At 67.0% G+C, this 23,939-nt stretch carries 24 protein-coding genes; 12 read left to right on the forward strand and 12 right to left on the reverse strand.

Annotated elements, in window-relative coordinates; genetic code table 11:
* Positions 1–37 precede the first annotated feature (37 nt).
* From ACFQDH_RS03960 to ACFQDH_RS03970, 3 genes are all read right to left on the reverse strand, one after another.
* Positions 38–973 carry an alpha/beta fold hydrolase gene (locus ACFQDH_RS03960; RefSeq protein WP_382398677.1) on the reverse strand — a complete coding sequence of 312 codons (936 nt, stop codon included), beginning with the start codon at positions 971–973 and terminating at the stop codon, positions 38–40.
* A gap of 74 nt (positions 974–1,047) precedes the next feature.
* Positions 1,048–1,470 carry a VOC family protein gene (locus tag ACFQDH_RS03965; protein ID WP_382398679.1) on the reverse strand — a complete coding sequence of 141 codons (423 nt, stop codon included), beginning with the start codon at positions 1,468–1,470 and terminating at the stop codon, positions 1,048–1,050.
* 5 nt (positions 1,471–1,475) lie between these two features.
* Positions 1,476–2,693, reverse strand: coding sequence for a PucR family transcriptional regulator (locus ACFQDH_RS03970; protein ID WP_382398681.1), 1,218 nt, complete (start codon positions 2,691–2,693; stop codon positions 1,476–1,478).
* Positions 2,694–2,787: 94 nt separating this feature from the next.
* Here ACFQDH_RS03970 and ACFQDH_RS03975 point away from each other — a divergent pair, with 94 nt between their 5' ends.
* The 4 genes from ACFQDH_RS03975 to ACFQDH_RS03990 all read left to right on the forward strand — a co-directional run bounded on the left by ACFQDH_RS03975 (position 2,788) and on the right by ACFQDH_RS03990 (position 6,302).
* Positions 2,788–3,843: a ferredoxin reductase gene (locus ACFQDH_RS03975; RefSeq protein ID WP_382398683.1), complete on the forward strand. Its 1,056-nt coding sequence runs from the start codon at positions 2,788–2,790 to the stop codon at positions 3,841–3,843.
* Between the two features lie 18 nt (positions 3,844–3,861).
* On the forward strand, positions 3,862–5,127 hold the full coding sequence (locus ACFQDH_RS03980; RefSeq protein WP_382398685.1) for a fatty acid desaturase family protein: 1,266 nt from the start codon (positions 3,862–3,864) through the stop codon (positions 5,125–5,127).
* A gap of 80 nt (positions 5,128–5,207) precedes the next feature.
* A complete protein-coding gene (locus ACFQDH_RS03985; RefSeq protein WP_382398687.1) occupies positions 5,208–5,498 on the forward strand; it encodes a hypothetical protein in 291 nt (96 codons plus the stop codon).
* Between the two features lie 60 nt (positions 5,499–5,558).
* Positions 5,559–6,302: a histidine phosphatase family protein gene (locus ACFQDH_RS03990; RefSeq protein ID WP_382398689.1), complete on the forward strand. Its 744-nt coding sequence runs from the start codon at positions 5,559–5,561 to the stop codon at positions 6,300–6,302.
* A gap of 99 nt (positions 6,303–6,401) precedes the next feature.
* Here the strand turns inward: ACFQDH_RS03990 and ACFQDH_RS03995 are convergent, their stop codons facing one another.
* Positions 6,402–8,195, reverse strand: a complete 1,794-nt coding sequence (locus ACFQDH_RS03995) for a long-chain-acyl-CoA synthetase (protein ID WP_382398691.1) — start codon at positions 8,193–8,195, stop codon at positions 6,402–6,404.
* A 210-nt stretch (positions 8,196–8,405) separates the two neighbouring features.
* Here ACFQDH_RS03995 and ACFQDH_RS04000 point away from each other — a divergent pair, with 210 nt between their 5' ends.
* On the forward strand, positions 8,406–9,983 hold the full coding sequence (locus ACFQDH_RS04000) for an ABC-F family ATP-binding cassette domain-containing protein (protein WP_382398693.1): 1,578 nt from the start codon (positions 8,406–8,408) through the stop codon (positions 9,981–9,983).
* A 78-nt stretch (positions 9,984–10,061) separates the two neighbouring features.
* Here the strand turns inward: ACFQDH_RS04000 and ACFQDH_RS04005 are convergent, their stop codons facing one another.
* The gene (locus tag ACFQDH_RS04005) at positions 10,062–10,259 is read right to left on the reverse strand and encodes a hypothetical protein (RefSeq protein ID WP_382398695.1); all 198 of its coding nucleotides are present in this window, start codon (positions 10,257–10,259) and stop codon (positions 10,062–10,064) included.
* Positions 10,256–10,531, reverse strand: a complete 276-nt coding sequence (locus ACFQDH_RS04010) for a GlsB/YeaQ/YmgE family stress response membrane protein (protein ID WP_382398697.1) — start codon at positions 10,529–10,531, stop codon at positions 10,256–10,258. The genes ACFQDH_RS04005 and ACFQDH_RS04010 overlap by 4 nt, the downstream gene beginning before the upstream one ends.
* A gap of 149 nt (positions 10,532–10,680) precedes the next feature.
* On the opposite strand from ACFQDH_RS04010, the gene ACFQDH_RS04015 reads away from it, so the two are divergent.
* From ACFQDH_RS04015 to ACFQDH_RS04030, 4 genes are all read left to right on the forward strand, one after another.
* Entirely contained in the window at positions 10,681–11,391 is a 711-nt protein-coding gene (locus ACFQDH_RS04015) for a LuxR C-terminal-related transcriptional regulator (RefSeq protein WP_382398699.1), read from the forward strand.
* A gap of 48 nt (positions 11,392–11,439) precedes the next feature.
* Positions 11,440–11,985: a gamma carbonic anhydrase family protein gene (locus tag ACFQDH_RS04020; RefSeq protein WP_382398701.1), complete on the forward strand. Its 546-nt coding sequence runs from the start codon at positions 11,440–11,442 to the stop codon at positions 11,983–11,985.
* A gap of 206 nt (positions 11,986–12,191) precedes the next feature.
* Entirely contained in the window at positions 12,192–13,160 is a 969-nt protein-coding gene (gene ligD / locus ACFQDH_RS04025; RefSeq protein WP_382398703.1) for a non-homologous end-joining DNA ligase, read from the forward strand.
* 13 nt (positions 13,161–13,173) lie between these two features.
* Positions 13,174–13,788 (forward strand): hypothetical protein, encoded by a 615-nt coding sequence (locus tag ACFQDH_RS04030; protein ID WP_382398705.1) that lies wholly within the window; start codon positions 13,174–13,176, stop codon positions 13,786–13,788.
* On the opposite strand, the gene ACFQDH_RS04035 is transcribed toward ACFQDH_RS04030, so the two are convergent.
* Entirely contained in the window at positions 13,716–14,603 is an 888-nt protein-coding gene (locus ACFQDH_RS04035; RefSeq protein ID WP_382398707.1) for a dolichyl-phosphate beta-glucosyltransferase, read from the reverse strand. The two genes, ACFQDH_RS04030 and ACFQDH_RS04035, sit on opposite strands and share 73 nt — an antisense overlap.
* Before the next feature lie 14 nt (positions 14,604–14,617).
* Complete coding sequence (locus ACFQDH_RS04040) at positions 14,618–16,729, reverse strand: ArnT family glycosyltransferase (protein ID WP_382398709.1); 2,112 nt, start codon at positions 16,727–16,729, stop codon at positions 14,618–14,620.
* A 182-nt stretch (positions 16,730–16,911) separates the two neighbouring features.
* Between ACFQDH_RS04040 and ACFQDH_RS04045 the strand changes: the two genes are divergently transcribed.
* Entirely contained in the window at positions 16,912–17,265 is a 354-nt protein-coding gene (locus ACFQDH_RS04045; RefSeq protein WP_382398711.1) for a hypothetical protein, read from the forward strand.
* Here the strand turns inward: ACFQDH_RS04045 and ACFQDH_RS04050 are convergent, their stop codons facing one another.
* Positions 17,266–17,832, reverse strand: a complete 567-nt coding sequence (locus tag ACFQDH_RS04050) for a TetR/AcrR family transcriptional regulator (RefSeq protein ID WP_382398713.1) — start codon at positions 17,830–17,832, stop codon at positions 17,266–17,268. It lies immediately after the preceding gene.
* Positions 17,833–17,941: 109 nt separating this feature from the next.
* On the opposite strand from ACFQDH_RS04050, the gene ACFQDH_RS04055 reads away from it, so the two are divergent.
* Entirely contained in the window at positions 17,942–18,457 is a 516-nt protein-coding gene (locus ACFQDH_RS04055; RefSeq protein ID WP_382398715.1) for an NAD-dependent epimerase/dehydratase family protein, read from the forward strand.
* On the forward strand, positions 18,388–18,843 hold the full coding sequence (locus tag ACFQDH_RS04060) for a Rossmann-fold NAD(P)-binding domain-containing protein (protein WP_382398717.1): 456 nt from the start codon (positions 18,388–18,390) through the stop codon (positions 18,841–18,843). The genes ACFQDH_RS04055 and ACFQDH_RS04060 overlap by 70 nt, the downstream gene beginning before the upstream one ends.
* Before the next feature lie 84 nt (positions 18,844–18,927).
* On the opposite strand, the gene ACFQDH_RS04065 is transcribed toward ACFQDH_RS04060, so the two are convergent.
* From ACFQDH_RS04065 to ACFQDH_RS04075, 3 genes are read right to left on the reverse strand one after another with little or no spacing between them, the layout of a single operon-like run.
* Positions 18,928–19,602, reverse strand: a complete 675-nt coding sequence (locus tag ACFQDH_RS04065) for an NAD(P)H-binding protein (protein ID WP_382398719.1) — start codon at positions 19,600–19,602, stop codon at positions 18,928–18,930.
* 1 nt (position 19,603) lies between these two features.
* On the reverse strand, positions 19,604–20,479 hold the full coding sequence (locus ACFQDH_RS04070; protein ID WP_382398721.1) for an SDR family NAD(P)-dependent oxidoreductase: 876 nt from the start codon (positions 20,477–20,479) through the stop codon (positions 19,604–19,606).
* Positions 20,480–20,524: 45 nt separating this feature from the next.
* Positions 20,525–23,758, reverse strand: a complete 3,234-nt coding sequence (locus ACFQDH_RS04075; protein ID WP_382398723.1) for a DEAD/DEAH box helicase — start codon at positions 23,756–23,758, stop codon at positions 20,525–20,527.
* Positions 23,759–23,939 lie beyond the last annotated feature (181 nt).

The following is a 23,939-nucleotide window of genomic DNA, read 5'->3' on the forward strand; positions in this document are numbered from 1 at the left end:
CGGCGATTCGGCGAGTCTCCAAATCGCGTGACGACGATCACGCACCTTCGGACAGCACTCCCCGAGTCCCCATCGCGGGGTGGGCGTCGACCCAACTGAGCACCTGATCGGCCACCCACTCGGGGTAGTCGAGCATCGGAGTGTGTCCTTGCTCGGCGCCCTCGACATAGCTCCAGTGCGGGTTGGCAGCCGCCAGCGCACGCGCGGTCCGCACGTGCACCAGGCGGTCGCGCGCACCGTGCATGAGCAGAACCGGCTGCAGGATCCGGTGCATGGCCTGGGCGTAGCGACCGCGTCGAAACAGTTGCCAGAGAAGCGATTTCGTCGCCGCGAGGTATTGCGCATCGGTGTTTCCCACACGCTCCGGACGCTGTATGGCGTCGTCCAGGTGCAGTTTGTAGAGCGCCGGGCTGATCCGATCGAAGTCGCTCGTGACCAGCCGCATGGTGAAGGCCACCTGCTTCTCCACCGGCACCCGCTTTCCTTGACCCGCGAGCGCACGCGGCCCGACCACGGGAATCGAGCTGACACCGAAGCCCACGAGCACCATCGGCTCCGGTCGACTCGCAGGCGTCGGGGGTATGGCGGGATCGATCAACACCGCCCCGGCGACTGCTCGCTTGTCCAGCGCGGCAAGCTGCCCGGTCAGCAGCCCGCCCATCGAGTTGCCGATGACGATGGCCGGCCGCCCGTCGCAGGTGCTCTGCACGAAGCGCTGCAGCAGCTTCAGGTTCGCCGTGACGGTCGACTGTTCAGGCGTCGTCTGAGTGAGACCGTGCCCGCCGAGGTCGAGTGCGACGACACGGCCACGCTCGGCCAGCAGCGGCATCACGTCGGCCCAGTTGGCCCAGGACCCGCCCAGGCCGTGCACCAGAACGAAACGCGGGCCGTCCTTCGGACCGTCCTCGGTCACGTAATGGACGCGAACGCCGTCGAGGTCGACATATCGCTCACGACGTTTGGCAGTGATCACCAGGACAATTTACGAGACGAGAGGTTCGCGCGGTGCGCACGTCAGATCACAGTGGCGTCACAGCCCGAGGCCGGTCAGCGATCGCGCGCGCTCAGGACGCAGAACTCGTTGCCCTCGGGATCTGCCAGGACGGTCCACGGCAGGTCAGCTCCCTGCCCGATGTCGATGTGGGTCGCGCCCTTGCTCACCAGCCGAGCGATCTCGGCCTCCCGGTCGTCGGACACATGCGGTGCGAGGTCGAGGTGCAGCCGGTTCTTGACCTGTTTGCCCTCCGCCGCCGTCCCGAACAACAGCACCGGCCCGAGCTCCTGCCACTGCTTCGTGGACAACGGACCCGCCCCGGCCACGTGCGCGGGTGCGATCAGCACTTCGTCGTCAGACTCCTCGACGAGTTGCCAGCCGAGGACGTCGGCCCACCAGCGCGCCAAAGTCCCCGGATCGTGGCAGTCCACCACCACGCTGTCCCACCTCAGCGACATCGCGACTCCTCTCGTCATACAACTTATTGAGCTTCGGGGCGGTGACCCGCCCGCAGCACCAACTCCAGCTCGAACCGCCGCTCCGGGTCGTCCAGGTCGTCGGCGAAGACGTCCCGCAGCTGTCCGAGGCGGTAGCCGACGGTCTGCGGGTGCACGTGCAGTTCCTTCGCGATCCGGCCGCGTTCGCCGCGGTGCTTGAGCCAGACAAGCAGCGTCTCGGCCAGCCGGTCACGCTGCTCCGGGCGCAGCCGGGCCATCGGCTCCAGGCATCGCGTCGCCAGGTCCTTCATCACCAGCGGATCGGCGTGCAACGCGATGGCGGTCAGGTGGTCCTCGACCCAGCGGACGCCCGCGTCGTCATACGCCAGGGCCGGCGTCGCGGCAGCCACGGCTGCCATCCGGTAGGACTCCTCCGCCCGGTCCCACGTGCGCACCGGGCCGATCCAGGCGGGTCGACCACCCAGCGTCGCGGCCAGCCTGCCGCGCTCGGTGTCGGACTCCGGAGCCCGCACGAGTATGACGACCTCACCGGTACGTCCGCTGATCAGCGCGTCGTCACCAACGGCGGCACGCAAACCCTCGCCGTGCTCGGTCGGCACCACGACTGCCACCAGCCGCGCAGGGATGGTCCAGCCGGCCCGGCCGGCCAGGCGCCGGCCCTCCACCTCCGGCAGGTTGCCGGCCAACATTCGGCGCAGCAGCGACTCGCGGCGCCGGTCACGCTCACCGACCTGGCGCGACTGCTCCTCGGTGAACCCCTCGATGCTGGCGGCCGAGATCTCGTCGATGTAGACGAAGATCGACTCGCCCAGCGGCAGCATCAGTCGGGGCTCGAGCCCGACCCGGTCGGCGATCCCCGACACCGCACGGAACGTCACACGAGCACCCAGCCGGTATGCCGAAAGGAGCGCTTCCAGGGATCGACCGGTCCGGGCCTCACCCACGCCGATCTGCCGGTAGACCGAGCGGGTGTCGGGCATCAGGGCAGGCTCGTCGCGGCCGGGCAGGTCGATGAACAACCTGCCGAGCGCGATCTCCACACCACGGCGAACTGCCGTCCCGAACTCACCTTCCAGGGGGCGGGAGTATTCGGGTATCTCCTGCGGAATGCGCGAGACGATCTCCTCGACCAGCTGGGGCAGCGAGTCCTCGAGCAGCGCGCTGATGCCCCGCGGCAGCTCCGCCCACGGCAGTTCGGCGCCGATCATGGTCGCCTTGCCGGGTCGCACAGCGCTCGCCATACCGGCTCCTTTTATACCCAGACGCTAAAATGATGCTCCTCATTGTAGGCGGTGGGTGGATGAATCAGCGCGACAAGCCAATTACAGTGGGTGCATGGGTTTGAAGTCGGTCGCGCTGCGCGCTGCCTCGGTGTTCACGCATCCCGCGCCGCCGCATGACTTTCTCGCGCTGATCAACCCGTTGTCCTCGTCCCGCCAGCTGCGTGGTGTCGTGACGACGGTCCGGCCCGAGACCGCACAATCGACGACGATCGCCTTTCGGCCCGGCGACGGTTGGTCCCCGCACGACGCCGGCCAGTGGGCCCGGATCGGCGTGGAGATCGACGGCGTCCGCCAGTGGCGCTCCTACTCGCTGTCGGCTCCTGCGGGCGGCGACCCGGAGATCACCGTGACCGCGTGCGGCAAAGTCTCTTCGCACTTGGCGCACGAGACGCGCGTCGGAGACATCTTCTTCCTGGCGCCTCCGCAGGGCGAGTTCCTGCTGCCGACCGGCCCGAGACCACTGCTGATGCTTACCGGTGGCAGCGGCATCACCCCGGTGATGTCGATGGTCCGCACCCTGCTGCCGAAGCGCTCGGACGCTGACGTTGTGCTGATCCACTCTGCACGCGACCGCGAATCCGCTTTGTTCAGTGAGGAACTCGCGGAGCTGACCGAACAGCATGACGGGTTCCACGTCGTGCACCGCTACACCGCGGACGACGGCCGGATCGACTTCGGCTCGATCGCCGACCTGGACGCGCTGTGCGCCGACTGGCGCAGCCGCAAGACCTACGTCTGCGGACCGACCGCCATGCTCGACGACGCCGAGCGCCTCTGGCAGGGCGCGAACCTTCCGGGCAGCTTGACCGTTGAGCGCTTCGAGACCGCGAAGCTCACCGAAGTCTCAGGCAACGGTGGCACGGTGATCTTCGAGAAGTCCGACCGAGAGGTCGAAGCCGACGCGAGCACTCCGTTGCTCGAAGTCGGCGAGGAAGCTGGTGTGTTGATGCCGAGTGGTTGCCGAATGGGCATCTGTCGCACCTGCCTGACCCCGCTCCTGTCCGGCCAGGTGCGCGACCTGCGCACCGGTGAGATCAACGACACCGAAGGCGACCTCATCCAAACCTGCATCTCGGCTGCCGCCGGGACATGCCACCTCGATATCTGATCAAGGATCCCCAAGATCGTGACTCTGACATCTGAACTGACGACCGAAACCACCGCGACCACCACGGCGCCCAAGAAGCGCACCGGCGTCCTACCGACGACCGGTGCACCGTTGGCCAGGCCCAAAGCAGCGGAACATCTGTCCGACGAACAGGTGCACCAGCTCGGCGTCGAGCTGGACGCGATCCGTGACGAGGTCATCGCCGAGCGCGGTGCGTCGGACGCGGCATACATCCGCCGGGTGATCCGCGTCGCCCGCGGGCTGGACGCCGGCGGCCGCATCACCCTCGCCTTCAGCAAGAGCAAGCTCGGCTGGACGCTCGGCACGGGTGCGATCGCGCTTTGCAAGGTCCTGGAGAACATGGAGATCGGGCACAACGTGCTGCACGGTCAGTGGGACTGGATGCGCGACCCCGACATCCACTCCACCACCTGGGAGTGGGACTTCGTGGCGCCGGCCCGCGGCTGGCAGCACACCCACAACGACATCCACCACACCTGGACCAACGTGCTGGGCAAGGACCGCGACGTCGGCTACAACATCCTGCGGGTCAGCGACGACCAGCCGTGGCAGCCGCGCGACCTCTTCAACCCGATCGTCAACGCCGCGCTGTCGCCGCTGTTCGAGTGGGGCATCGCGTCATACGACCTCGAGTGGGACATGGTCAAGGCAGGGCTGAAGACCAAGGAAGAGTTCAACACCGACTTGGCGGCGCTGAAGAAGAAGGCGATCCGCATGGTCGCCAAGGACTACATCGCGACCCCGGCGGCCGGCCTGCTGGCCGGCAACTCCTTCAAGCGTGGTCTGGCCGGCACTGTCGTCGCCAACGGCATCCGCAACGTGTGGGCGCACGCGGTGATCTTCTGCGGGCACTTCCCCGACGGCGTCGACGTCTTCACCGAGGACATGATCGACGGTGAGACCCGCGGCGACTGGTACATCCGCCAGATGCTCGGCTCGGCGAACCTTTCCGGCTCCAGGCTCTTCCACACCCTGACCGGCAACCTGTCGCACCAGATCGAGCACCACTGCTTCCCTGACCTGCCGTCCAACCGCTACATCGAGGTTGCGCCCAAGATGCGGGCTGTATGCCGCAAGTACGGCCTGCCCTACACCACGGGCCCGCTGCCCAAGCAGCTCTTCCAGACCTGGAAGAAGATCTGCCAGCTGGCGCTGCCGGACGAAAACCGTTGGGAGACCATCAAGGCCGTCTACTCCCCCAACAAGGAGAAGCGTCGCCTCGCGCGTCTCGCTCTGCCGAAGGCGCCGCCGCGCACGGCCTGATCAGGCGCTCGCCGATGCCCATCGGATCGGCATAGAGCTCACACAGGAGGGCCATACCGGCCGGCGGTTGAGTTGTTCGCATGAACACCACAACCGCACTCCTTCAATCGGAAGCAGACCAGGACTCCGGGTTCATGCGCCGGGCCGGCCGCACCCTGCTCGGCAGCGCAGCGATCCTGATCGTCGGCGCGGGCGCCATACCGGCCGCCAGTGCCACCGCAGCCGGGGTCTCCACCGGGCTGAAGCACACCTCGTCCCAACACGCGACGCACGGCGCCGCGGTCAGCCCGAGCGCTCTGCCCAGCGAAACCAGGGCGTCCGCAGCCCGGTTCCGCGTCGGCGCCGACGGCACGCTGACTCGCCTGGACTGAGCCGACGGCACCGCGGGGTCCCGGAGGTGTGCCGCCCTCTCCGACCGTTAGATTGAGGCCATGACCCGCTCGATCCTGCTCGTGCGCCACGGTCAAGCGTCGTTCGGCAAGAGCGACTACGACCAGCTCAGTGATCTCGGACGCACCCAGTCGAGGCTGCTCGGGCAGTTCCTGAGCACGCGTGAGATCAAGCCGGACCGGATCGTCAGCGGCAGCCTCAACCGCCAGCGGCAGACCGCAGCCGCCGTCTGTGTCGCGGCCGGCTGGATCGCTCCCACGGATGTCGACGACGTCTGGAACGAGCTGGATCACGTCGAGGTCATCAACGCGTTCAAGCCGGCATACAAGAACATGCTTGTCCTCAAGGCCGACATGGTTCGCACACTACGGCCGCGGGCGGCGTTCGAAGACATGTTCACCCAGGCGATAGCCCGCTGGGCCGACGGCGAGCACGACGACGAATACACCGAGTCGTTCGCCGCGTTCGACACTCGGGTGCGCACCGCGATGACGTCCCTGCTCGAGCACGACGCCGAGTGCACGATGGTCATCTCCAGCGTCGGCCTGATCTCCTGGATCATCGCGCGGTTGCTCGTCCGGGAGCCCTGGGACCGCGACGTGCGCGACCCGGAGCGCCCGAGCACCAACGACCTGGCGATCGAGAACATCTGGCGGGCGACGTCGATGGCCGGTTACAACACCGGCCTCACCCGGCTGGTCCTGGACAAGGAAGGCCTGCCGCAGCTGTTGACCTACAACGAGGTCGGGCACCTACCCGAAGCGAAGCTCATCACCGCCCGCTAAACGTCACCCCACGAAGTTCTCCCCCGCTGCGCTCCTCCGATACTTCGCGGGGACCCCGACTTTCGTGCTTGAAGTCGATCACCGAGCGGATGGCGGGGGTCAGACGCGGGGGAACTTCCCGGCGATGACGTCGTCGATGTAGCCGTCATACAGCGGCGCGTAGCCGCGCTCCTGGTCAGTCAGCACGTAGACCGGGTCGCCGCCCGGCTTCACGAAGCTCTGGTTGCGCAGCTCGATCTTGCGGCTCTTGAACGTCGAGGTGTGCTCCAGCGAGTCCGTGACCCGGATGAAGAGTGGCATCGCGTATGCCGGGAGCGACGTCGCAACGTGCGCGGCCACACCGGGTCCGTCGAACTCCTGACCGTCGTGCAGGACGACCGCCGCCATACCGGCCTTGCCGTCGGTGCCGGGCACCTGGACGCCGTAGACGGTGACGTCGTCGACACTGGGGAACTCGTCGATCGCGCCCTCGACCTCGGTGGTCGCGACATTTTCGCCCTTCCACCGGAAGGTGTCGCCGAGCCGGTCGACGAACGCCACGTGGGTGAAGCCCTGATCGCGCACCAGGTCGCCGGTGTTGAACCAGACATCGCCGTCCTTGAAGCCGCCTCGCAAGAGCTTGGCCTCGGTCGCGTCCTCGTCGGTGTAGCCGTCGAACGGTGCCCGGCCGGTGACTTTGGCCAGCAGTAGGCCGACATCGCCCTTCTTGACCTTGCTCAGCCGGCCCTTCTCGTTGCGTGTGGCCGCGCCGGTCTCGACGTCGTAGGCCACCACCTTGTAGGGCAGCGGGCAGGTGCCTGCGGTCTGGTCGAGGTTGTAGGCGTTGATGAACGCGATGTTGCACTCGCTCGCGCCGTAGAACTCGGCGATGCGTGAGATGCCGAAGCGACCCTGGAAGTCGTCCCAGATGTCCGGCCGGAGGCCGTTGCCCACGATGACCCGCACCTTGTGCTGGCGGTCGACCGGCTTCGCCGGCTGGGCGAGGAGGTAACGGCACAACTCGCCGATGTAGACGAAAGCCGTTGCGTCATACCGGATGCAGTCGTCCCAGAACCGGCTCGCGGAGAACTTCGGCGCGATGGCCATCGAAGCACCGCTGACCAGCACCGAGCTGAGCGCGACCGTGACCGCGTTGTTGTGGTAGAGCGGCAGCGGGCAGTACATCGTGTCGGTGGACTTCAGCCGCACCCCGAGCGCGCCCAGGCCGCTGTAGGACTTCAGCCAGCGGAAGTGACTCATCACCGAGGCCTTCGGCATGCCGGTCGTGCCGGAGGTGAAGATGTAGAACGCCTTCTCGTGGGCGATGACCTGCGCGCAGGCGGCCGGGTTGTCCTCGCCCTGCGCCTTGGCGGCTTCGCTCAACTCCGAGAAGGTCAGCACCTGCTGCGCCTTCGCGGCATCGCCGGCCGTGGCCAGACCCTCGGTGCAGGAGTCCTCGACGACCATCACGCGGGCGTTCAGGATGCCGAGACTGTGGGCCAGCACGTCGGCGCGCTGGTTGTAGTTGAGCAGCCCAGCGATCGCGCCGAGCTTCACGGTCGCCAGCATGACCAGCAGGTTGTCGATGCAGTTGTGCGCCATCAGGCCGACGACGTCGCCGCGCTTGACGCCGTGCGCCTGCAGCACGTGGGCGTAGCGGTTGACGATGGCGTTCGCCTCGCCATACGTGAGGGCGCGGACCGTGCCGTCGGCACCTTCGCCCTTGACGAAGTCGCGGTCGGGGTGACGGGCGGCGTTGTTCTGGAAGATCAGGCCCAGAGAGTTCTTGGCGGTCGGCTTGCGCAGCAAGAGGCCCGGCGCCTCGCGCGCGAGCAGCGGTAGGTCGGGCAAGATGCCGAGCGCGCCCTTGCCAAGGTCGAGCAGGCTGACGCGCTGACGAGTCTGTGGACTCATTGAAACTCCTTGTTGCTGGTGCCACGGCTCCCGGGACTGCTCCACGATACCCACGAGTAACCAAATGTTCGGCTGATCGCCCCGATGAATCGGATTGCCTGGTTGCCGGCTCTCATGTCAGGCTAGCTGCACCATGAAGAAGTAGATCCGTCATCGCTCGCGTCCGCGGCCATCCCGGCGAGCACCCACTGCCTGTGGAACGGATCTCTCATGTCACTTCAGATCACCGATCTCGTATTTTCGTATGTCGACCGGCGCGTGCTGGACGGCGTCAGCCTGTCCGTCATACCCGGTGCGACCGTGGGCCTGGTCGGCGAGAACGGCTCCGGGAAGTCAACTCTGTTGCAGGTCGCGGCGGGGCTGCGGGATGCCGACGGCGGCAGCGTCGCGATCCCGGACGACTTCGGCTACTTCGGCCAGGACTCAGGGCTCGACCCGACGGCAACGATCGCACAAGTCATGTATGACGCCCTCGCTCCGCTGCACGAAGGCATCGAGCGGATGGAGGTTCTTGCTGCGCAGCTCGACGACCGGCCCGACCTGGCCGACGAGTATTCCCGACTGCTCGACTGGGCGATGGTCCACGACGCCTGGGACGCGGACCGGCGAGCCGAGGTGGCCGCGCACCGACTCGGCTTGGGGACGTTGGACCCGTCGCGCACTGTTGCGTCGATGTCCGGCGGCGAACGCGCCCGGCTCGCACTGGCGGCATTGCTGACGCGTCGCCCGGAAGTGTTGCTGCTCGACGAACCGACCAATCATCTGGATGACGAAGCGCTGGATTTCCTTGAGCACGAGTTGAATTCGATGGGTGGCGCCACCTTGGTCGCCTCGCACGATCGGGTCTTCCTGGACCGGGTGTGCACCGCGATCGTCGATCTCGACCCGTCGCACTTCGGCACCGACGGACGCGGAGGGCGACTCTTCTCGGGCAATTTCACGGATTACCTTGCTACCAAACGCGCTTCGCGGCACCGGTGGCAGGAGGAGTTCGAAGCGCAACAGGACGAGCTCAACTCGCTGCGGGCGGCCGCACGCACGACCAACACCGACATCGCCCACAACCGAGGCCCGCGCGACAACGACAAGTTCATCTACGGCTTCAAGCGCCAGCGGGTCCAGGCCACGGTGAGCCGGCGGCGGCGCAATGCCGAGCAGCGGATCGAGTTGCTGGAGCGCTCGCGCATCCCCAAACCGCCTGCGGTTATGCAGTTCTCGGGTTCTTTCGACCGGCAGCCGATCGCGGCCGTGTCGGTGCGGGACGTTCGGGTGCGTGGGCGGCTGCGCTGTGACCGGTTGGACGTCATACCCGGTGAGCACCTGCTGGTGACGGGGGTCAACGGCGCGGGCAAGTCGACCTTGCTCGACCTGATCGCCGGCCGGCGGATGCCGGACTCCGGGCGGGTTGACGTGCGGGCACGGCAGATCGGGCTGCTGACGCAGGATGTCTCGCTAACGGATCGAGACAAGTCAGCGAGCGACCTCTTCGAGGCCATGGACGACCGGATTTCGTTGTCGTCATTGGGTTTGCTGCATCCGCGCGATCACAGCCGACCGCTCGGCGAGCTCAGCCTGGGCCAGCAGCGGCGGGTCGAGTTGGCCCTGCTGATCGCGCGCCAGCCGGATCTGCTGTTGCTGGATGAGCCGACCAACCACCTGTCCCTGGCACTGGTGGACGAGTTGGAAGACGCGCTGGCCGCGAGCCCGGTCACCGTCATACTCGCCAGCCATGACCGGTGGATCCGGCGACGCTGGGCCGGCCGCGCCATACATCTGCAGCCTGCGTGAGCTTCTGCTGACGACCGGACGCAGGCGACGAGCCGACCACCACGCCCCCTGCCGTGGTGGTCGGCTCGTCGGATCCGGTCACGATCGCGGCCTGCTGAGCACGGCGACGGAGGCATCCGGGTTCCCCGTCCACCGCGCGACCAGGGTCTGAGCCGCCGCTTCGACACGACTGCGGCGGAACGTGGTCGTCCTGCCGATACCGGGCACGGAGACGTGCCAACGCACCAGACGCCGTCGCGCGATGGCGGCATACGTGACTTCGGCGCCCTCCGTCATCGCACGGTCCGGCGGCTGCCCATCCGCAGGTAGATCAGCAACGCGATGATCGCGCCGATGATCGAGCCGATGATGCCGGACGGCTGGAAGAAGCCGCTCTGGGCGTCCTTGTGGAAGATCAGATAGCCGAGGAAACCGCCGATGAAGGAACCGACGATGCCCAAGACGATCGTCGCGAGGATGCCGATGTTCTGGCGTCCCGGCACGAGCAGTCGGGCGACCGCCCCGGCGATGAGGCCGATGACGATCAGACTGATGATGAGACCGAGCATGGTGAGATTCGCTTTCCAGGTGTGAGCGGACCCCGTGGTGACGGGGTCCGCTGTGTTGAAGACCCCCGCTGGGCCGAGTTGGCCCGACGAACAAGGTTTCCACCGTCAATGGTGGTGTGGCACACCCCAAAGGCGGTTACTCTCCGGCAATGCCTCCACGCGTGACCGAGCCGATCCGGCTCGCCCTGATCGACGACTACGACATCGTCCTCGGCGGCCTGGCACACATGCTGGACGACTACCGCGATCGGGTCGTCATCATCGAGATCGACACCAACAAACCGCTGATCGAGGACGTCGACATCGCTCTCTACGACTCGTTCGCCCAGGGCGAGGCAGACACCGGCCAGATCGACCTGCTCGTGAACAGCCCGCGTGCACGGCGAGTGGTCGTCTACACGTGGAGTTTCCATCCCGAGCTGATCACGTCGGCACGCAGGCGCGGTGTGGACGGCTACCTGTCGAAGACGCTTCCGGCAGCTGAACTCGTCGACGCGCTCGAGGCGGTGCACGCCGGCAAGGTCGTGATCAGTGACCCGCCGCCACTGGTCCACAGCGACCCGGGACTCGACTGGCCGGGACGTCTCGACGGCCTCACCGATCGGGAGTCGGAGATCCTCGCCCTGATCACCCAGGGGCGAAGCAACGCTGACATCGCCTCGCTGACCTATTTGAGCCCGAACACGATCAAGTCCTACATCCGCAGTCTCTACCGCAAGATCGACGTGACCAGTCGGACGAAGGCCGTCCTGTGGGGCATCGCGCACGGGTTCAGGCCCGATCATCACCGCCTCGACGCGTGGCGTGACGGTGACGGGACGACCGTCACGACGGACCCGGCGTCGAAGACGTCGGACTGACGGTCTCGTCGCGCCGAGGATCTCACCTGGAGCGGATACGTTGTCGCGATGACGATCATCCGCATCCAGGACATGACGCCCACGGTCGACGATTCGACATGGGTAGCCCCCAACGCCACCGTGGTAGGTGACGTGACACTCGGCGCCGAGGTCGGCATTTGGTATGGCGCCGTGGTCCGCGGAGACATCGAGTCGATCAGCATCGGGGCGCGCAGCAACATCCAGGACAACTGCTCGCTGCACGCTGATCCGGGCAGCCCGCTACGCGTCGGCGAGCGGGTCTCCGTCGGGCACAACGCCACCTTGCACGGCTGCACGATCGGGGATGACGTCCTGATCGGTATGGGATCGCGAGTGCTCAATGGCGCTGTCATCGGCGAAGGTTCGCTGATCGCGGCGGGCGCGGTCGTGCCCGAGGGTATGCAGGTCCCGGCGGGCTCATTGGTGGCCGGCGTGCCCGCCAAGGTGCGCCGCGAGCTGAGCGACGAGGAGCGGGCCGGTATCGAGCTGAACGGCTCGGCGTATGTCGACCTCGCCGCCATACACGCCGCGGGCGAGGTCATCCAACCCGGCGGACGACCCGCCGCCCGTTGATTGAGAGGACACATAACGCTTCGAGCGGGCCCCATACCGGCGTGCGATAGCGGGTCCACTCATTGCCTATCGGGTCCTCTCGATCGCGGGATTCAGGCCGCCATGCCGTATCGACCTGGTTGCGCGACCTGGGCGACTCGTGGGGCGACCGGCTCGAGGCGCTTCGGACAGCGGCAGAAGGCGACGCAGGACGTTAAGTTGGCGATATGGCAGCCAAGGGCAGCACTCCGGCGACCGAGCTCGAGGCCGGTGAGCACACGGTGCGGATCTCCAACCCGGACCGGGTCTACTTCCCCGAGCGCGGCGAGACGAAGCTCGACCTGGCCAACTACTACCTGTCGGTGAGCGACGGCATCGTGCAGGCGCTGCGAGATCGTCCGTGCATGCTGCATCGCTTTCCGACCGGTGTTACCGGCGAGAAGGTGCATCAGAAGCGCGTGCCCCGCGGAGCTCCGAACTGGTTGGAAACAGTCAACATTCATTTTCCTCGGTGGAACCGCACCGCCGACGAGCTGTGTGTCACCGAGATCGGCGCGGTGATCTGGGCGGTCCAGATGTCGACGGTCGAGTTCCACCCGTGGAACTCCCGGCGGTTCGACGTCGAGCGCCCGGACGAGTGGCGGATCGACCTCGACCCGATGCCGGAAGCAGACTTCGACCGGGTGCGCCATACAGCTCGGGTGACGCACGAGCTGCTCGACGAGCTGGGCATCACCGGCTATCCGAAGACTTCGGGCGGGTCCGGGCTGCACGTCTATGTGCGCATCGAGCCCGAGTGGGGATTCCAGGACGTACGCCGTGCCGCGCTGGCGTTCGCCCGTGAGGTCGAGCGGCGCGCGCCCGACGACGTCACGACGACCTGGTGGCGCAAGGACCGCGACCCGCGGATGGTGTTCGTGGACTACAACCAGAACACCCGCGACCACACGATCGCTGCCGCCTACTCGGTGCGCGGCAACCCTTCGGGCACCGTCTCAACACCGTTCGGCTGGGACGAACTCGACGACATCGAGCCGCAGGAGTGCACGATCGCCACGGTGCCTGGGCGGTATGCCGAGCGAGGCGATCCAGCAGCCGGCATCGACGACGAGGCCTTCCGCATCGACACCCTGCTGGAGTGGGCGGAACGCGACGAACACGCGGGCGCCGAAGAACCGCCGGAGCCGACGGACTAGGCAGACTGGGTGCATGGGGCATCGAGGGGAATCACCGACACTTGACCTGGACACATTGCCGCGCGAGCTCCGCGAGTCACTCACAGCCGCGATGAAAGGCGCCGAGATCACCCTGGTCGGCGGCGACCGCGAGCTGGGCCAGCTGGTCTTCCGCCCCTCAGTCCTCGAGGGTGTGGTCCTCCCGGAGCCTCGCTCATCGACATCGGAGGTCAAGACACCTGAGGGCGTGACGGTGGTCGCGACCGCGATGAAGCTGTCCGACTCTGCTCGGCGCCGACTGTCTGACGAATTCGGTTCGGACTACATCGTTCTCGACCTGCACGACGCTCCACCGACGGCTGACGTGCTGCTCATCAATCCGGTCAGTCCGCAACTGTTGAACGTGCTGCGCGGCAGCTTCCCGGAGGCGCGGCTGATCATCACCGAGATCGAGGACGACGAACTCGAGGTGCGCTACCAGGGTCCGGTCGGCCGACTGCTGGACGCCGGTGCCTCGGCCTATCTACCGCCACGGCCGGTGGGCGAGGTGGCGACGGCCGTGCACGCCTACCTGACTCAGGAGAGCGTCGCGGCACTCGAAGCGGCGAATCGGTCCGCCTCGCAGTTGTCCGGTTCCGACCGCGACTGATCGATCCCCAATCGCCCCAGCGTTTTCCGCAGGTCTTGGATCTGGGGATCGGCGGCACTACGCGAACGGCGTAGGCGCCATACGCCACGCAGGTCGTCGCGTGCGGTGCTGGTGATGTGCACCCGACTGTCGGGGTCGTCATACCAATCGACCGGCACCTCGTGGATCCGCAGCCGGCACCGCTCGGCGAGCACCAGCAGCTCGGTGTCGAAGAACCACGTCTCGTCCTCCACGAGCGGCAGCAACGCCCTGGCCACGTCACTACGGATCGCCTTGAAGCCACACTGGGCATCGGTGAAACCGGTGCGCAATGAGCAATGCAGGATGAAGTTGTAGCTGCGAGAGATGAATTCGCGCTTCGGCCCCCGCACCACATGTGATCCGCGAGCCAGCCGGGAGCCGATCGCGACGTCGGAATGCCCGGACAACAGCGGCGCCACCAGCGGAAACAGCCCGCCCAGATCGGTCGACAGATCGACGTCCATATAGGCCAGCACGAGAGCATCCGAGGACAGCCAGGCGTGCTTGAGGGCCAGCCCCCGACCTTTGCGACTCATCACCTGAACCCGCACTTCGGGACGCGTCGAAGCGAGCCGGCGCGCAATCAGCAGGGTGCCGTCCGTGGACGCGCTGTCCGCAATCGTGATGCGGAACGGATAGGGAAACTCATCGCGCAGCAGTCTCCACACGGTGTCGACGCTCGCTTCCAGGATGCGCTGCTCGTTGTGCACCGGGATCACGACGTCCAGCACGATCTGGCGCAGGCCGAAGTGGTTGTGACCCACCGAATCCTGTTGTTCTTGAGAGATTTTCATCGCTCGCATCCTTGTCAGTTACTCGACGACGAGCTCGCGGAGCTGGTCGGCTGGGTCAGGTCGTAGAAGGTCGATCCCCCGATCGTCACCTTCTTGTAGTGCGCCTCAACCCACGTGGTGATCTGCTGCGCGACGTTCGAGCCGCCCGACTGACCCCCACCGCCGACGCCGCCGGCGAGGAAGTAGTGGATCTTGCCGGACTGCACATAACTCTGGAACTGCGCGAGCGTCGGTGACGGGTCACTCCCGTTGAACCCACCGATCGGCATCACCGGCTGCCCGGTCGCGAGCTGCAGGCCCGCCGCGTTGTTGCTGCCGATCGCCGCTGCGACCCAGGTGTACGTGGCCGCGCCAGACTGGAGTGCGCTGACGACTGCGGTGCTCGGAGTGGTGGCACCCAGCAGGCCGCCCAGGCCGCCACCCTGACGCTGCGTGGCCGCCGCGTTGCCCGTCGCGCCTGCTTGGCCAGTGGTGCCGCCCTGGGCGGGAATAGTGCCCTGACCGGTAGTGCCACCGGGACGGACGCCGCCCATCCGGCCACCGCCGGGAGCGCCACCACCACCGAAGCCGCCCATTCCACCGGGACCAGCGGTCGGGATCGAGCCGGTGTTGGCGGAGTTCACCGTGCTCCAGGTGTATGCCGCCGGCCCGGCCAAGCCGGCTGCGATCGCACCCGCGAGAACCAGTGGAATCGCCTTGCGGTGCAACCAGTTCAGCGCGAGCAGGAGGAATGCCGCCGCCATACCGACGGCGAGGATCGAGGTGCGCAACCAGTCGCCATACGCGGTGACCCGAGTGAGCAGGATGAACGACCACGTCGCGGCGGCGGCCGTCGCGACCGCAAGGGTGATCGAGCCGATCGCGTGATGCCGGCGGTCCCAGGCTTCCTTGGCGCCCATGCCGACCACTGCTGCGATCGCGGGAGCCAGCGCGACTGTGTAGTACTGGTGGAAGATGCCGGCCATGAACGAGAAGGTGAGGCCGGTGACGAGCAGCCAGCCGCCCCACACGAGGTATGCCGCCCGGCGTCCGTCGGTGCGCGGCTGACGACCGCGCAGGACGATGCCGACGCTGAGCAGGATGAGTGCGCTAGGCAGGAGCCAGGAGATCTGACTGCCGACCTCGGACCCGAACATTCTGGTGATGCCGGTGACGCCCCACATGCCGCCGGCGGTGGTGCCACCTCCCGCGCCGCCGCCACCGACGGAGCCAGTCTCGTTGCCGCTCAGCCGACCGAAGCCGTTGTAGCCGAAGGTGAGGTTCCAGAACGAATTCGTTTGGCTACCACCGATGTACGGCCGCGAGTCGGCCGGAACCAGCTGCACGATCAGCACCCACCAGCCTGCGGCGGCGATCATCGCACCGAGCCCGGCGAGAAGGCCGAGGACTCGTCGCTTGAGGTTCGTCCGCGCAGTCACGAGGTAGGCGATCCCGAAGAAGGGTATGACGAGGAAGACTTGGAGCGTCTTGGTCAGGAAGCCGAAGCCGAGGAACACCCCGACCAGGGCCATCCACTTGATGGAGCCCTTCTCGATCGCTCGCATCGTGCCCCACGCGCCGAGGGTCATCAACAGCACCAGCAATGCGTCGGGGTTGTTGAAGCGGAACATCAACGCTGCCACCGGAGTCAGCGCCAGCACCGCACCCGAGAGGAGTCCGGCGCCCGCACCGAAGTGGCGACGAACCATCGAATAGACCAACCCGACCGTTGCCACGCCCATCAGGACTTCCGGCATCAGGATCGCGAAAGAGTTGAGCCCGAAGACTCTGACCGAGAGGGCCATCACCCACAGCGCGGCCGGCGGCTTGTCGACGGTGATCGAGTTGGCGGCGTCGGAGGATCCGAAGAAGAAGGCTTCCCAGTTGACCGAACCTGCCTGGGCCGCAGCGGAATAGAACGAATTCGCCCACCCGCTCGCGGTCAGGTTGTAGAAGTAGAGGACCGCCGTCGCCACCAGCAGGCCGAACGCTGACGGTCGTGCCCACGAGGGGTCGTCCGGATGTCCACTCCACCAGCGCGCAAATCGTCCGTCGCCGACAGCCGCACCGGAGCGCCCGACATTGGTCGAGGTTTCCCTGCGGACTACTTCATCTGAGGTCCGCAGGTGCGCGGTTGCTGAGTCCATGTCATGGAGCGTGTCGGCGCCGCTTGTGGCCATGCTGTGGCAGCTGCCAGGGCTGACCGTGAAGGGTCAGCTCTCCCTTCAGCGTTGCCAGGCTCGCCTGCGGGGTCTCAAAGACCGACCACAGGACCCGCTGCAATGTTCATGTGCGACAACGGATCTCAGCACTCTAAGGACGATCACCCATGACGCAGGAACATCCCCAACTTCCGACGCCGCCACCGGCCGGACAGCACGTCGCCGAAACGACGCCCGTCCTCCACCAGCCGCGCTGGTCGGGCAAGAAGACTGCGGTCGTGGCGGCACTGGCGATCGGGCTGTCGTCGGCCGGCGCGATCACGGCATCGGCCGCAGTGGCGAGCGGAACCGGCGGCGGTACCGGCCGGATGGGCGGTGGTGGCTTCGGCAACGCGCGCACCTTCGAGGTCCCTGGTGGCACCGGTTCACAGCAGCAGGGCAGCACCGGACAGCAAGGCAATGGGGCGCCCAACGGCGCACCTGGTGCGGGCGGCGGGCCTGGCTCCGGGTCCGGGACCTGATCAGCCGGCGGTCAAGGCAACCAACCCGTCGAGTCGCTCCCGCGCGATCTCGGACATGCTGCGCAACTCCTTGTCTGCGATCCACTGCTGGAACGACAGATGGAAGATCGTCACCCCCGTCTCCGCCGCGAGGGTCGCGGTCGGTTCGGCTATGCCGCGCTCCCGCAGCAGCTCACCGAGTCGCAGCTTCAGCGTCGCGAGCTTGGCCAACTCCCGCTCCTTCAGCGAGGGCTCCGTGTCGATGATCGACGCCCGCACCCGCGAGAACGCACGTCGTTCGTCCGGGAAGAACTCACCGGCGGCGTCCAGCGATCGCCTGATGAGCTCGTATGGCACCGTGCCCTCCGGCGCCGCGTCGATCGGGTCGGTGAACAGTTGGAGGAAGTCGTCCTGACCGGCGAAGAGCACTTCACGCTTGTCCGCGAAGTGCCGGAAGAACGTCCGCTCGGTGAGATCGGCGGCGCGAGCGATCTCGGCAACGGTGGTCTGCTCGAACCCTTGCTCCGCGAAGAGTTGTAGGGCGATCGTCTGCAATCGCTCTCGTGCTCCTGGTTGCCACCGCGCCATACCGGAAGCTTACTGATGACAGTAACTGACATCCAGGTGTACGGTGAATGATGTCAGTCAATGACATCACTCGTTGGAGCACTGCTCCTTTCTCGGGAAGGGACCCACCATGCGCGTATTCGTCACCGGTGCCACCGGTTGGATCGGCTCCGCCACCGTCGACGACCTGCTGCGATCCGGACATGAGGTCACCGGTCTCGCTCGTTCGGAATCGTCAGCTGCCCAGCTCGAAGCCAAGGGCGCCGACGTCCTGCGCGGCGACCTGGATGACCTCGACTCGCTTCGCAAGGGCGCCGACGCCACTGAGGGCGTCATACACCTTGCAAACAAACACGATTGGTCCAATCCGGCCAATTCGAATGCCGCCGAGCGAGCTGCGATCGAGACCATCGGCGAGGTGCTCGCCGGCAGCGACCGGCCCTTCGTCTTCGCGTCCGGCGTTGCCGGCCTCGCCGCAGGCCGGCCGGCGACCGAGGACGACGCCAGTCCCCACGTCGGCCCGGAATCACTACGCGGCGGCGCCGAGAACCGCGCGTTCGATTTCGTCGACCAGGGGTGCGGGCCGTCGCGGCCCGTTTCGCGCCGACCGTCCACGGCGTCGGCGACCACGGATTCATCGCACTGATCGTTGCCGCCGCGCGCAAGGCCGGAGTATCGGGCTACGTCGGCGACGGCAGCAACAGTTGGGCGGCGGTGGCTCGCACCGATGCCGCGAGTCTGGTGCGACTCGGCCTGGAGAGCGCCCCAGCCGGCGCACGACTGCACGCCACCGGCGAGACCGGCGTGCCGACCAAGGCCATCGCCGAGGCCATCGGCGCTGGACTCGGCCTGCCCGTCACGTCGATCGATCCGAACGATGCCGTCGCGCACTTCGGCTTCATCGGCGGTTTCTTCGGTATGCAGGGCGCGGCGTCGTCCGATGCGACCCGGTCGTTGCTCGGGTGGGAGCCGACCGGTCCGACGCTGCTGGAAGACATCAGGGCCGGTGCGTACTTTTCGCTGGTCGCGTAGCAGCCGAGGCACGAGGTTGCGTATCGAGACCCGCGGTTTCGATACGCTCCCCCGCTTCGCTCCTCCGCTACTCAACCCGCTTTATTATTCGGCCCGCTTGATGGCGGCGACAGCGTCGGCGATCGGGGTGTCGCCGTTGTTGAACTGCACGAACGCTCCGACCGAGTTGGTCGCCGGCAGCAGTGCCGCGACAACCGCCGCGACGTCGGCTCGTGAGACCGACCCGGACTTCAACCCGTCGCCGTCCTGGCCCTTGACCTCGATGCGGCCGGTCGGCGCGTCGTCGGTCAGGCTGCTGGGCGCGGCGATGGTCCAGGAGAGGCCGGTGCCACGCAGATATTCATCGGCAGCGGCCTTCGCCTCGGCATACACGAAGAACGAATTGTCCTCGGGCACACCGTGATCCGTAGATGCGCCGAAGTAGGAGACCATGACGTAGCGCTCGATGCCCGCCGCCGCGGTGGCGTTCATGCTGCGGATCGCGGCATCCCGGTCGACGGCATAGGTCCGGGCCGGGCTGCCACCGCCGGCACCCGCCGACCACACAACCGCGTCGACGCCGGCCAGTAACTCGGTGATAGCCGGCACATCGAGATGCTCGACGTCTGCAACGACTGCCTCCGCGCCGGTGGCCGCGACCTCGGGCGCGTGATCCTTGTTGCGGAAGAGCGAGCGCACCTGATGTCCTTGCGCCGCAAGCTGCTTCGCGAGCAGCAACGCGATCTTGCCGTGTCCGCCAATGATGGCAACAGAACTCATGTCACTTCTTTCTGGCGCCGAGCGCCTGCAACTTCTCGACGATCTTCGGTGTCGGTGTCTTACCGGTGCCAACCTGCTTGCCGGCAGCCTTCATCGCCCGGTCGTAGACCGGTCGCGCGTAGCGCTTTGCGGCATACGCGATGTGCCCGTCACGGTCGGTGAGGATGATGTGCTTCTCGGCCTTCATCCCCGAATAGGCAACGGCCGCAACCTGATCCGCCGATCGCGGCGCCTTGTTGATCATGTCGACACCGCTGGCTTCCATGTCGACATCCTTGCCACCGAACGACGACGCCAGGTTGGTCCGGAAGAACGACGGGCAGATGACCGACACCGTGATGTTGTATGGCGCAAGCTCCGACCGCAGCGTCTCGCTGATAGCGACGACGCCCGCCTTCACCGCGTTGTATGACGCCATCGCGGGCGCATGAACCAGCCCGGCCAGCGATGCAGTGTTGACGATCTGACCGCCCGACTGCTGCTTCATCATCGGCACGAAGGTGTGGCAACCCCGGGCAACACCGAGCAGATTGATGTCGGTGATGCGGCGCCATTCGTCCATGTCGGCGACGTCGATGCGACCGCCTGCCGCGATGCCGGCGTTGTTGATCAGCAGGTCGAGGCCGCCGTAGGTGCTCTCCACCCAGTTGCGGGCGTTGTCCCAGTCCTCGTCGCGACTGACGTCCAGCCGCAGGTAGTCGACGCCGTCGGGCAGCGAACCCTCGGGCGCCGTGTCGTGCACGTCGCCGACGAGCACTCGCGCGCCGTCGGCGACCAGGAGTTTGACGAGGGCCTGACCGAGGCCGGAACAACCACCGGTCACCAGGCATCGCGCTGCGGCATATGACCTGGTCGGTTTGGCGGAGAGAATGCGCATACCTGCCACCCTAGACGTGGTTACTGCCAAGTAACCGGCTTCACGTCAGTCCAACAACGCGCGGATGTCGTCGGGGGTGATCGCGCCGCCGACACCGCCGTCACCATCAACGACCTTCTCGAAGAGTTCGCGCTTGCGCTCCTGCAGCGCCACGACCTTCTCCTCGATGGTGCCGGCGCTGACCAATCGATAGACCATCACCGGTTTGTCCTGCCCGATGCGGTGCGCGCGGTCGATCGCCTGCGCCTCTGTCGCGGGGTTCCACCACGGGTCGAGCACGAAGACGTAGTCGGCTTCGGTGAGGGTGAGCCCCACACCGCCGGCCTTGAGCGAGATCAGGAACGCCGGGTCGTCGCCGGTCTTGAAACCGTCAATAACCTTCTGCCTGTTGCGAGTTCGGCCGTCGAGGTATGACGAAGTCAGCCCGGCCTTGTCGAGCGCGTCCCGGGCGAGCTTGAGGAAGGAGGTGAATTGGCTGAAGACGAGCGCCCGGTGACCTTCCGCGGCGAGCTCGCCGATCTGCTCGACGAGGAGGGTGATCTTCGCGGAGTTCTCGGCGCTGCTGCCGGGGACGTCGTCGACCAGCCGTGGGTCAAGCGCGAGCTGGCGCAGCCGGGTGAGCGCGGCGAGGATCGCGACGCGGTTGCCGTCCGGGTCCTCCAGCAGGCCGAGCACGCGCTGCCGCTCGCGTTGCAGGTGCCGGTCGTAGATCTGCCGATGCTTGGCCCCCAGCTCGACGGCCTGCACCTGAACCTGCTTCGGCGGCAGGTCGCTCGCCACCTGGTCCTTGGTGCGTCGCAGCATCAGCGGGCGAATCCGGCGGCGCAACTGGTCCAGCAGCTCCGGAGCCTGGCCGCGCTCGATCGGCTTGCGATAGCGCTGCCCGAAGGCCTCCGGCCGCGGGTAGAGGCCAGGCGCCGCGAGCGCGAGCATCGACCAGAGGTCCATCAGGGAATTCTCGAGCGGGGTGCCGGTGACCGCGAGCGTGAACGGCGCACCGATGCGCTTGGCCGCCTGGAAGGTCTTGGACGCGTGGTTCTTGACCCACTGCGCTTCGTCGAGAACCAAGCCGTTCCAGTTGGTTTCGGCGAATTGGTCGGCGTCCAGCCGCAGCACGGCGTATGACGTGACGACCACGTGTGCGTTGCCGATGGCTTCTCGGACGGTGCTGCCGCGCCGCTTGCTGGTCTCGGCGAGCGCCACCACTCGAAGGTCGGGCGTGAACCGTGCGGCCTCGCCGACCCAGGTGCCGACGACCGAGCTCGGCGCGACCACGAGCACCGGCACCTCCAGCTCGCCCTCCTCGCGAGCGCGAGCCAGCAGAGCGAGAGTCTGCAACGTCTTTCCCAGACCCATGTCGTCGGCCAGGATGCCGCCGAGCGCGCAGTCCCACAGCGCGGCCAGCCAGGTGAAACCCTCGACCTGGTAGCTGCGCAGTGTGGCGTTGAGTGACTCGGGGATGGTCGGCGCCGAGAACCGATCGAGGTCGCGAACTCGCTCCAGCTGCCGGGTCCACCGCTCACTCTGCTGGTCGACGACTCCGAGCTGCTCAAGCTCCTCCCAGAGGCCGACGTGAAAACGGTTGATCGACAAGCCTTCTCGCTGCTTGTCCGCGATCTCGCGGGCCTCTGCGATGAGGCGCTCGAGCTGGTAGAGCTCTGGCCGGTCGAGGGAGAACCACGTGCCCGACGCCAGCAGCATCGCGTCGTCCTCCCGGGCGAGTGCCGCGAACAGCTCGGCGAAAGGAACCTCCTCACCGTCGAGGGTGACCGTGACGTGCAGGTCGAGCCAGTCGTTGTCCTCGGAGTCGGCGGCGCCGATCGTGATCAGCGGCGCGACCGTGCTTTCTTCGAAGGCCGGTAGCTCTCCGTCGATGACCAGCTCGATGTCGTCGCTGGCGGACAGCTCGTCCATGGTCTCGGCGAAACGCACCGCCGGCCAACCGCGCAGGAGGCTTTCGGAGACCGGCCACCAGCCGAGTCCGCCGATCAGCTCCATCAGACCGAGCTCGCGCAGCGTCGGGTCGACCCGACCCACCAGCTCGTGCTCGCCGACGCGGTCGCGGGTGCGGTCATAGACGTCGAGCGCGACCGGCTTGGGATGCTTCCCGGCATACAGCATCCGGGCGATGACCTGGATCGCCTGCGGCTCCGGCGAACTGACGACAAGGTGTAGCCGTAGCGGCTCTGGCACGGTGAGCCCGTCGCTGGAGACCAGTCGCAGCTGGCGGGTCAGGCGCGGGTAGTAGAGGTCGCGGAACTCCTCGGCGTCCTCGGGCGGCACGGTGAGCGGGCCGTCGAGCAGCAGCGCCCGGGTCGCCGGGCTGAGGGCGGTCTCGAGCTGCGCGAGGGTGATGCTGCCGTCGTGCCCGACGAGCGCGAGGCCGTGCCCCGGATCGCCGAACAGGACGACTTCGCCGGGCGCGATGAGGCCGACGACGTTGGCGCTGCCGAGCAGGGAGCCGTCGGGTTGCTCGCCGAAGTCGGCCGCCACCTGCAGCGGGTCGGGCAGCAGCCGGACCTGCTCACGGCTGTTGTATGCCGGCAGAAACTCCACTCCCGTCGCGACACAGTCACGCAGCGCCGACCAGAGGCCGGCGCCGGAGTCGTCGAGGTGGAGCTCGGCGGGGGCGAGGGCGTATTGGTGGGTGCGGCCGACGATGACATCGCGCAGGGCGCTGATCGCGTCGGCCTGCGCGAGGTTGAAGCGCCGCCGGACGCGGTTGAGCGCGATCTCGTCCCATGACGAACTCTTGGACCAGTTGCTCGTCTTGGTGACGTGCGCCGGGCGGACCGAGACGCGGGTGACCCGTCGCCTGCCGCGCAGCTCCTTGGTCGCTTCGAGCCGCAAGCCGAGACGCACGCCGTCGTCGGTGTGATCGACCGGCGGATCCTCCAGCTGCTCCTGGACGAACCGGCGCCAGGCCGGCAGCTCCGGGGTGACGCCACCGAGATGATCGCGCGCGGTGAGCAGGGTCGCCGCGACGTGTTTGCATTCGGTCGCGACCGGGCAGGAGCACCGCGAATGCCAGTCGGGCAGCCCGTCGTGGTCCTCGACCCGGGTGATCATCACGGTGTAGGGGCGTGCCCGGTTGCCTTCGACCGTGGACAGGAGAAGCCGCCCCTGATCGCCGGTGTTGATCGATTGCACGCGCTCGGAGTCGACATACAGCTCGGCACGCGCGAGGGTCAGCTCCCCCAACCGCGCGGCGAGCTGCTCCGGACCGACGCGACGCACCCACTCCGCCCCTTTCAGCTGCAGCTCGGGCGGGTTGATCACTCTCCGACGGTAGCCGCCCGGGCTGACACCCGCGACCGCCGCTCCGCATCCCTGTGTATGGCGCGCTCCGACGCCGGGGGATGTGTGCGCGGATCGTGTTCACGCGGTGTCAGCCGCATTGCAGAGCGGTATGAATTTGGGACGCGACTTCACGAAAGGACCCTGCGCGACCAATACTCGG

This window comes from Flexivirga alba, assembly GCF_042661025.1.
In the GTDB taxonomy this organism is placed as follows: Bacteria; Actinomycetota; Actinomycetes; order Actinomycetales; family Dermatophilaceae; genus Flexivirga; species Flexivirga alba.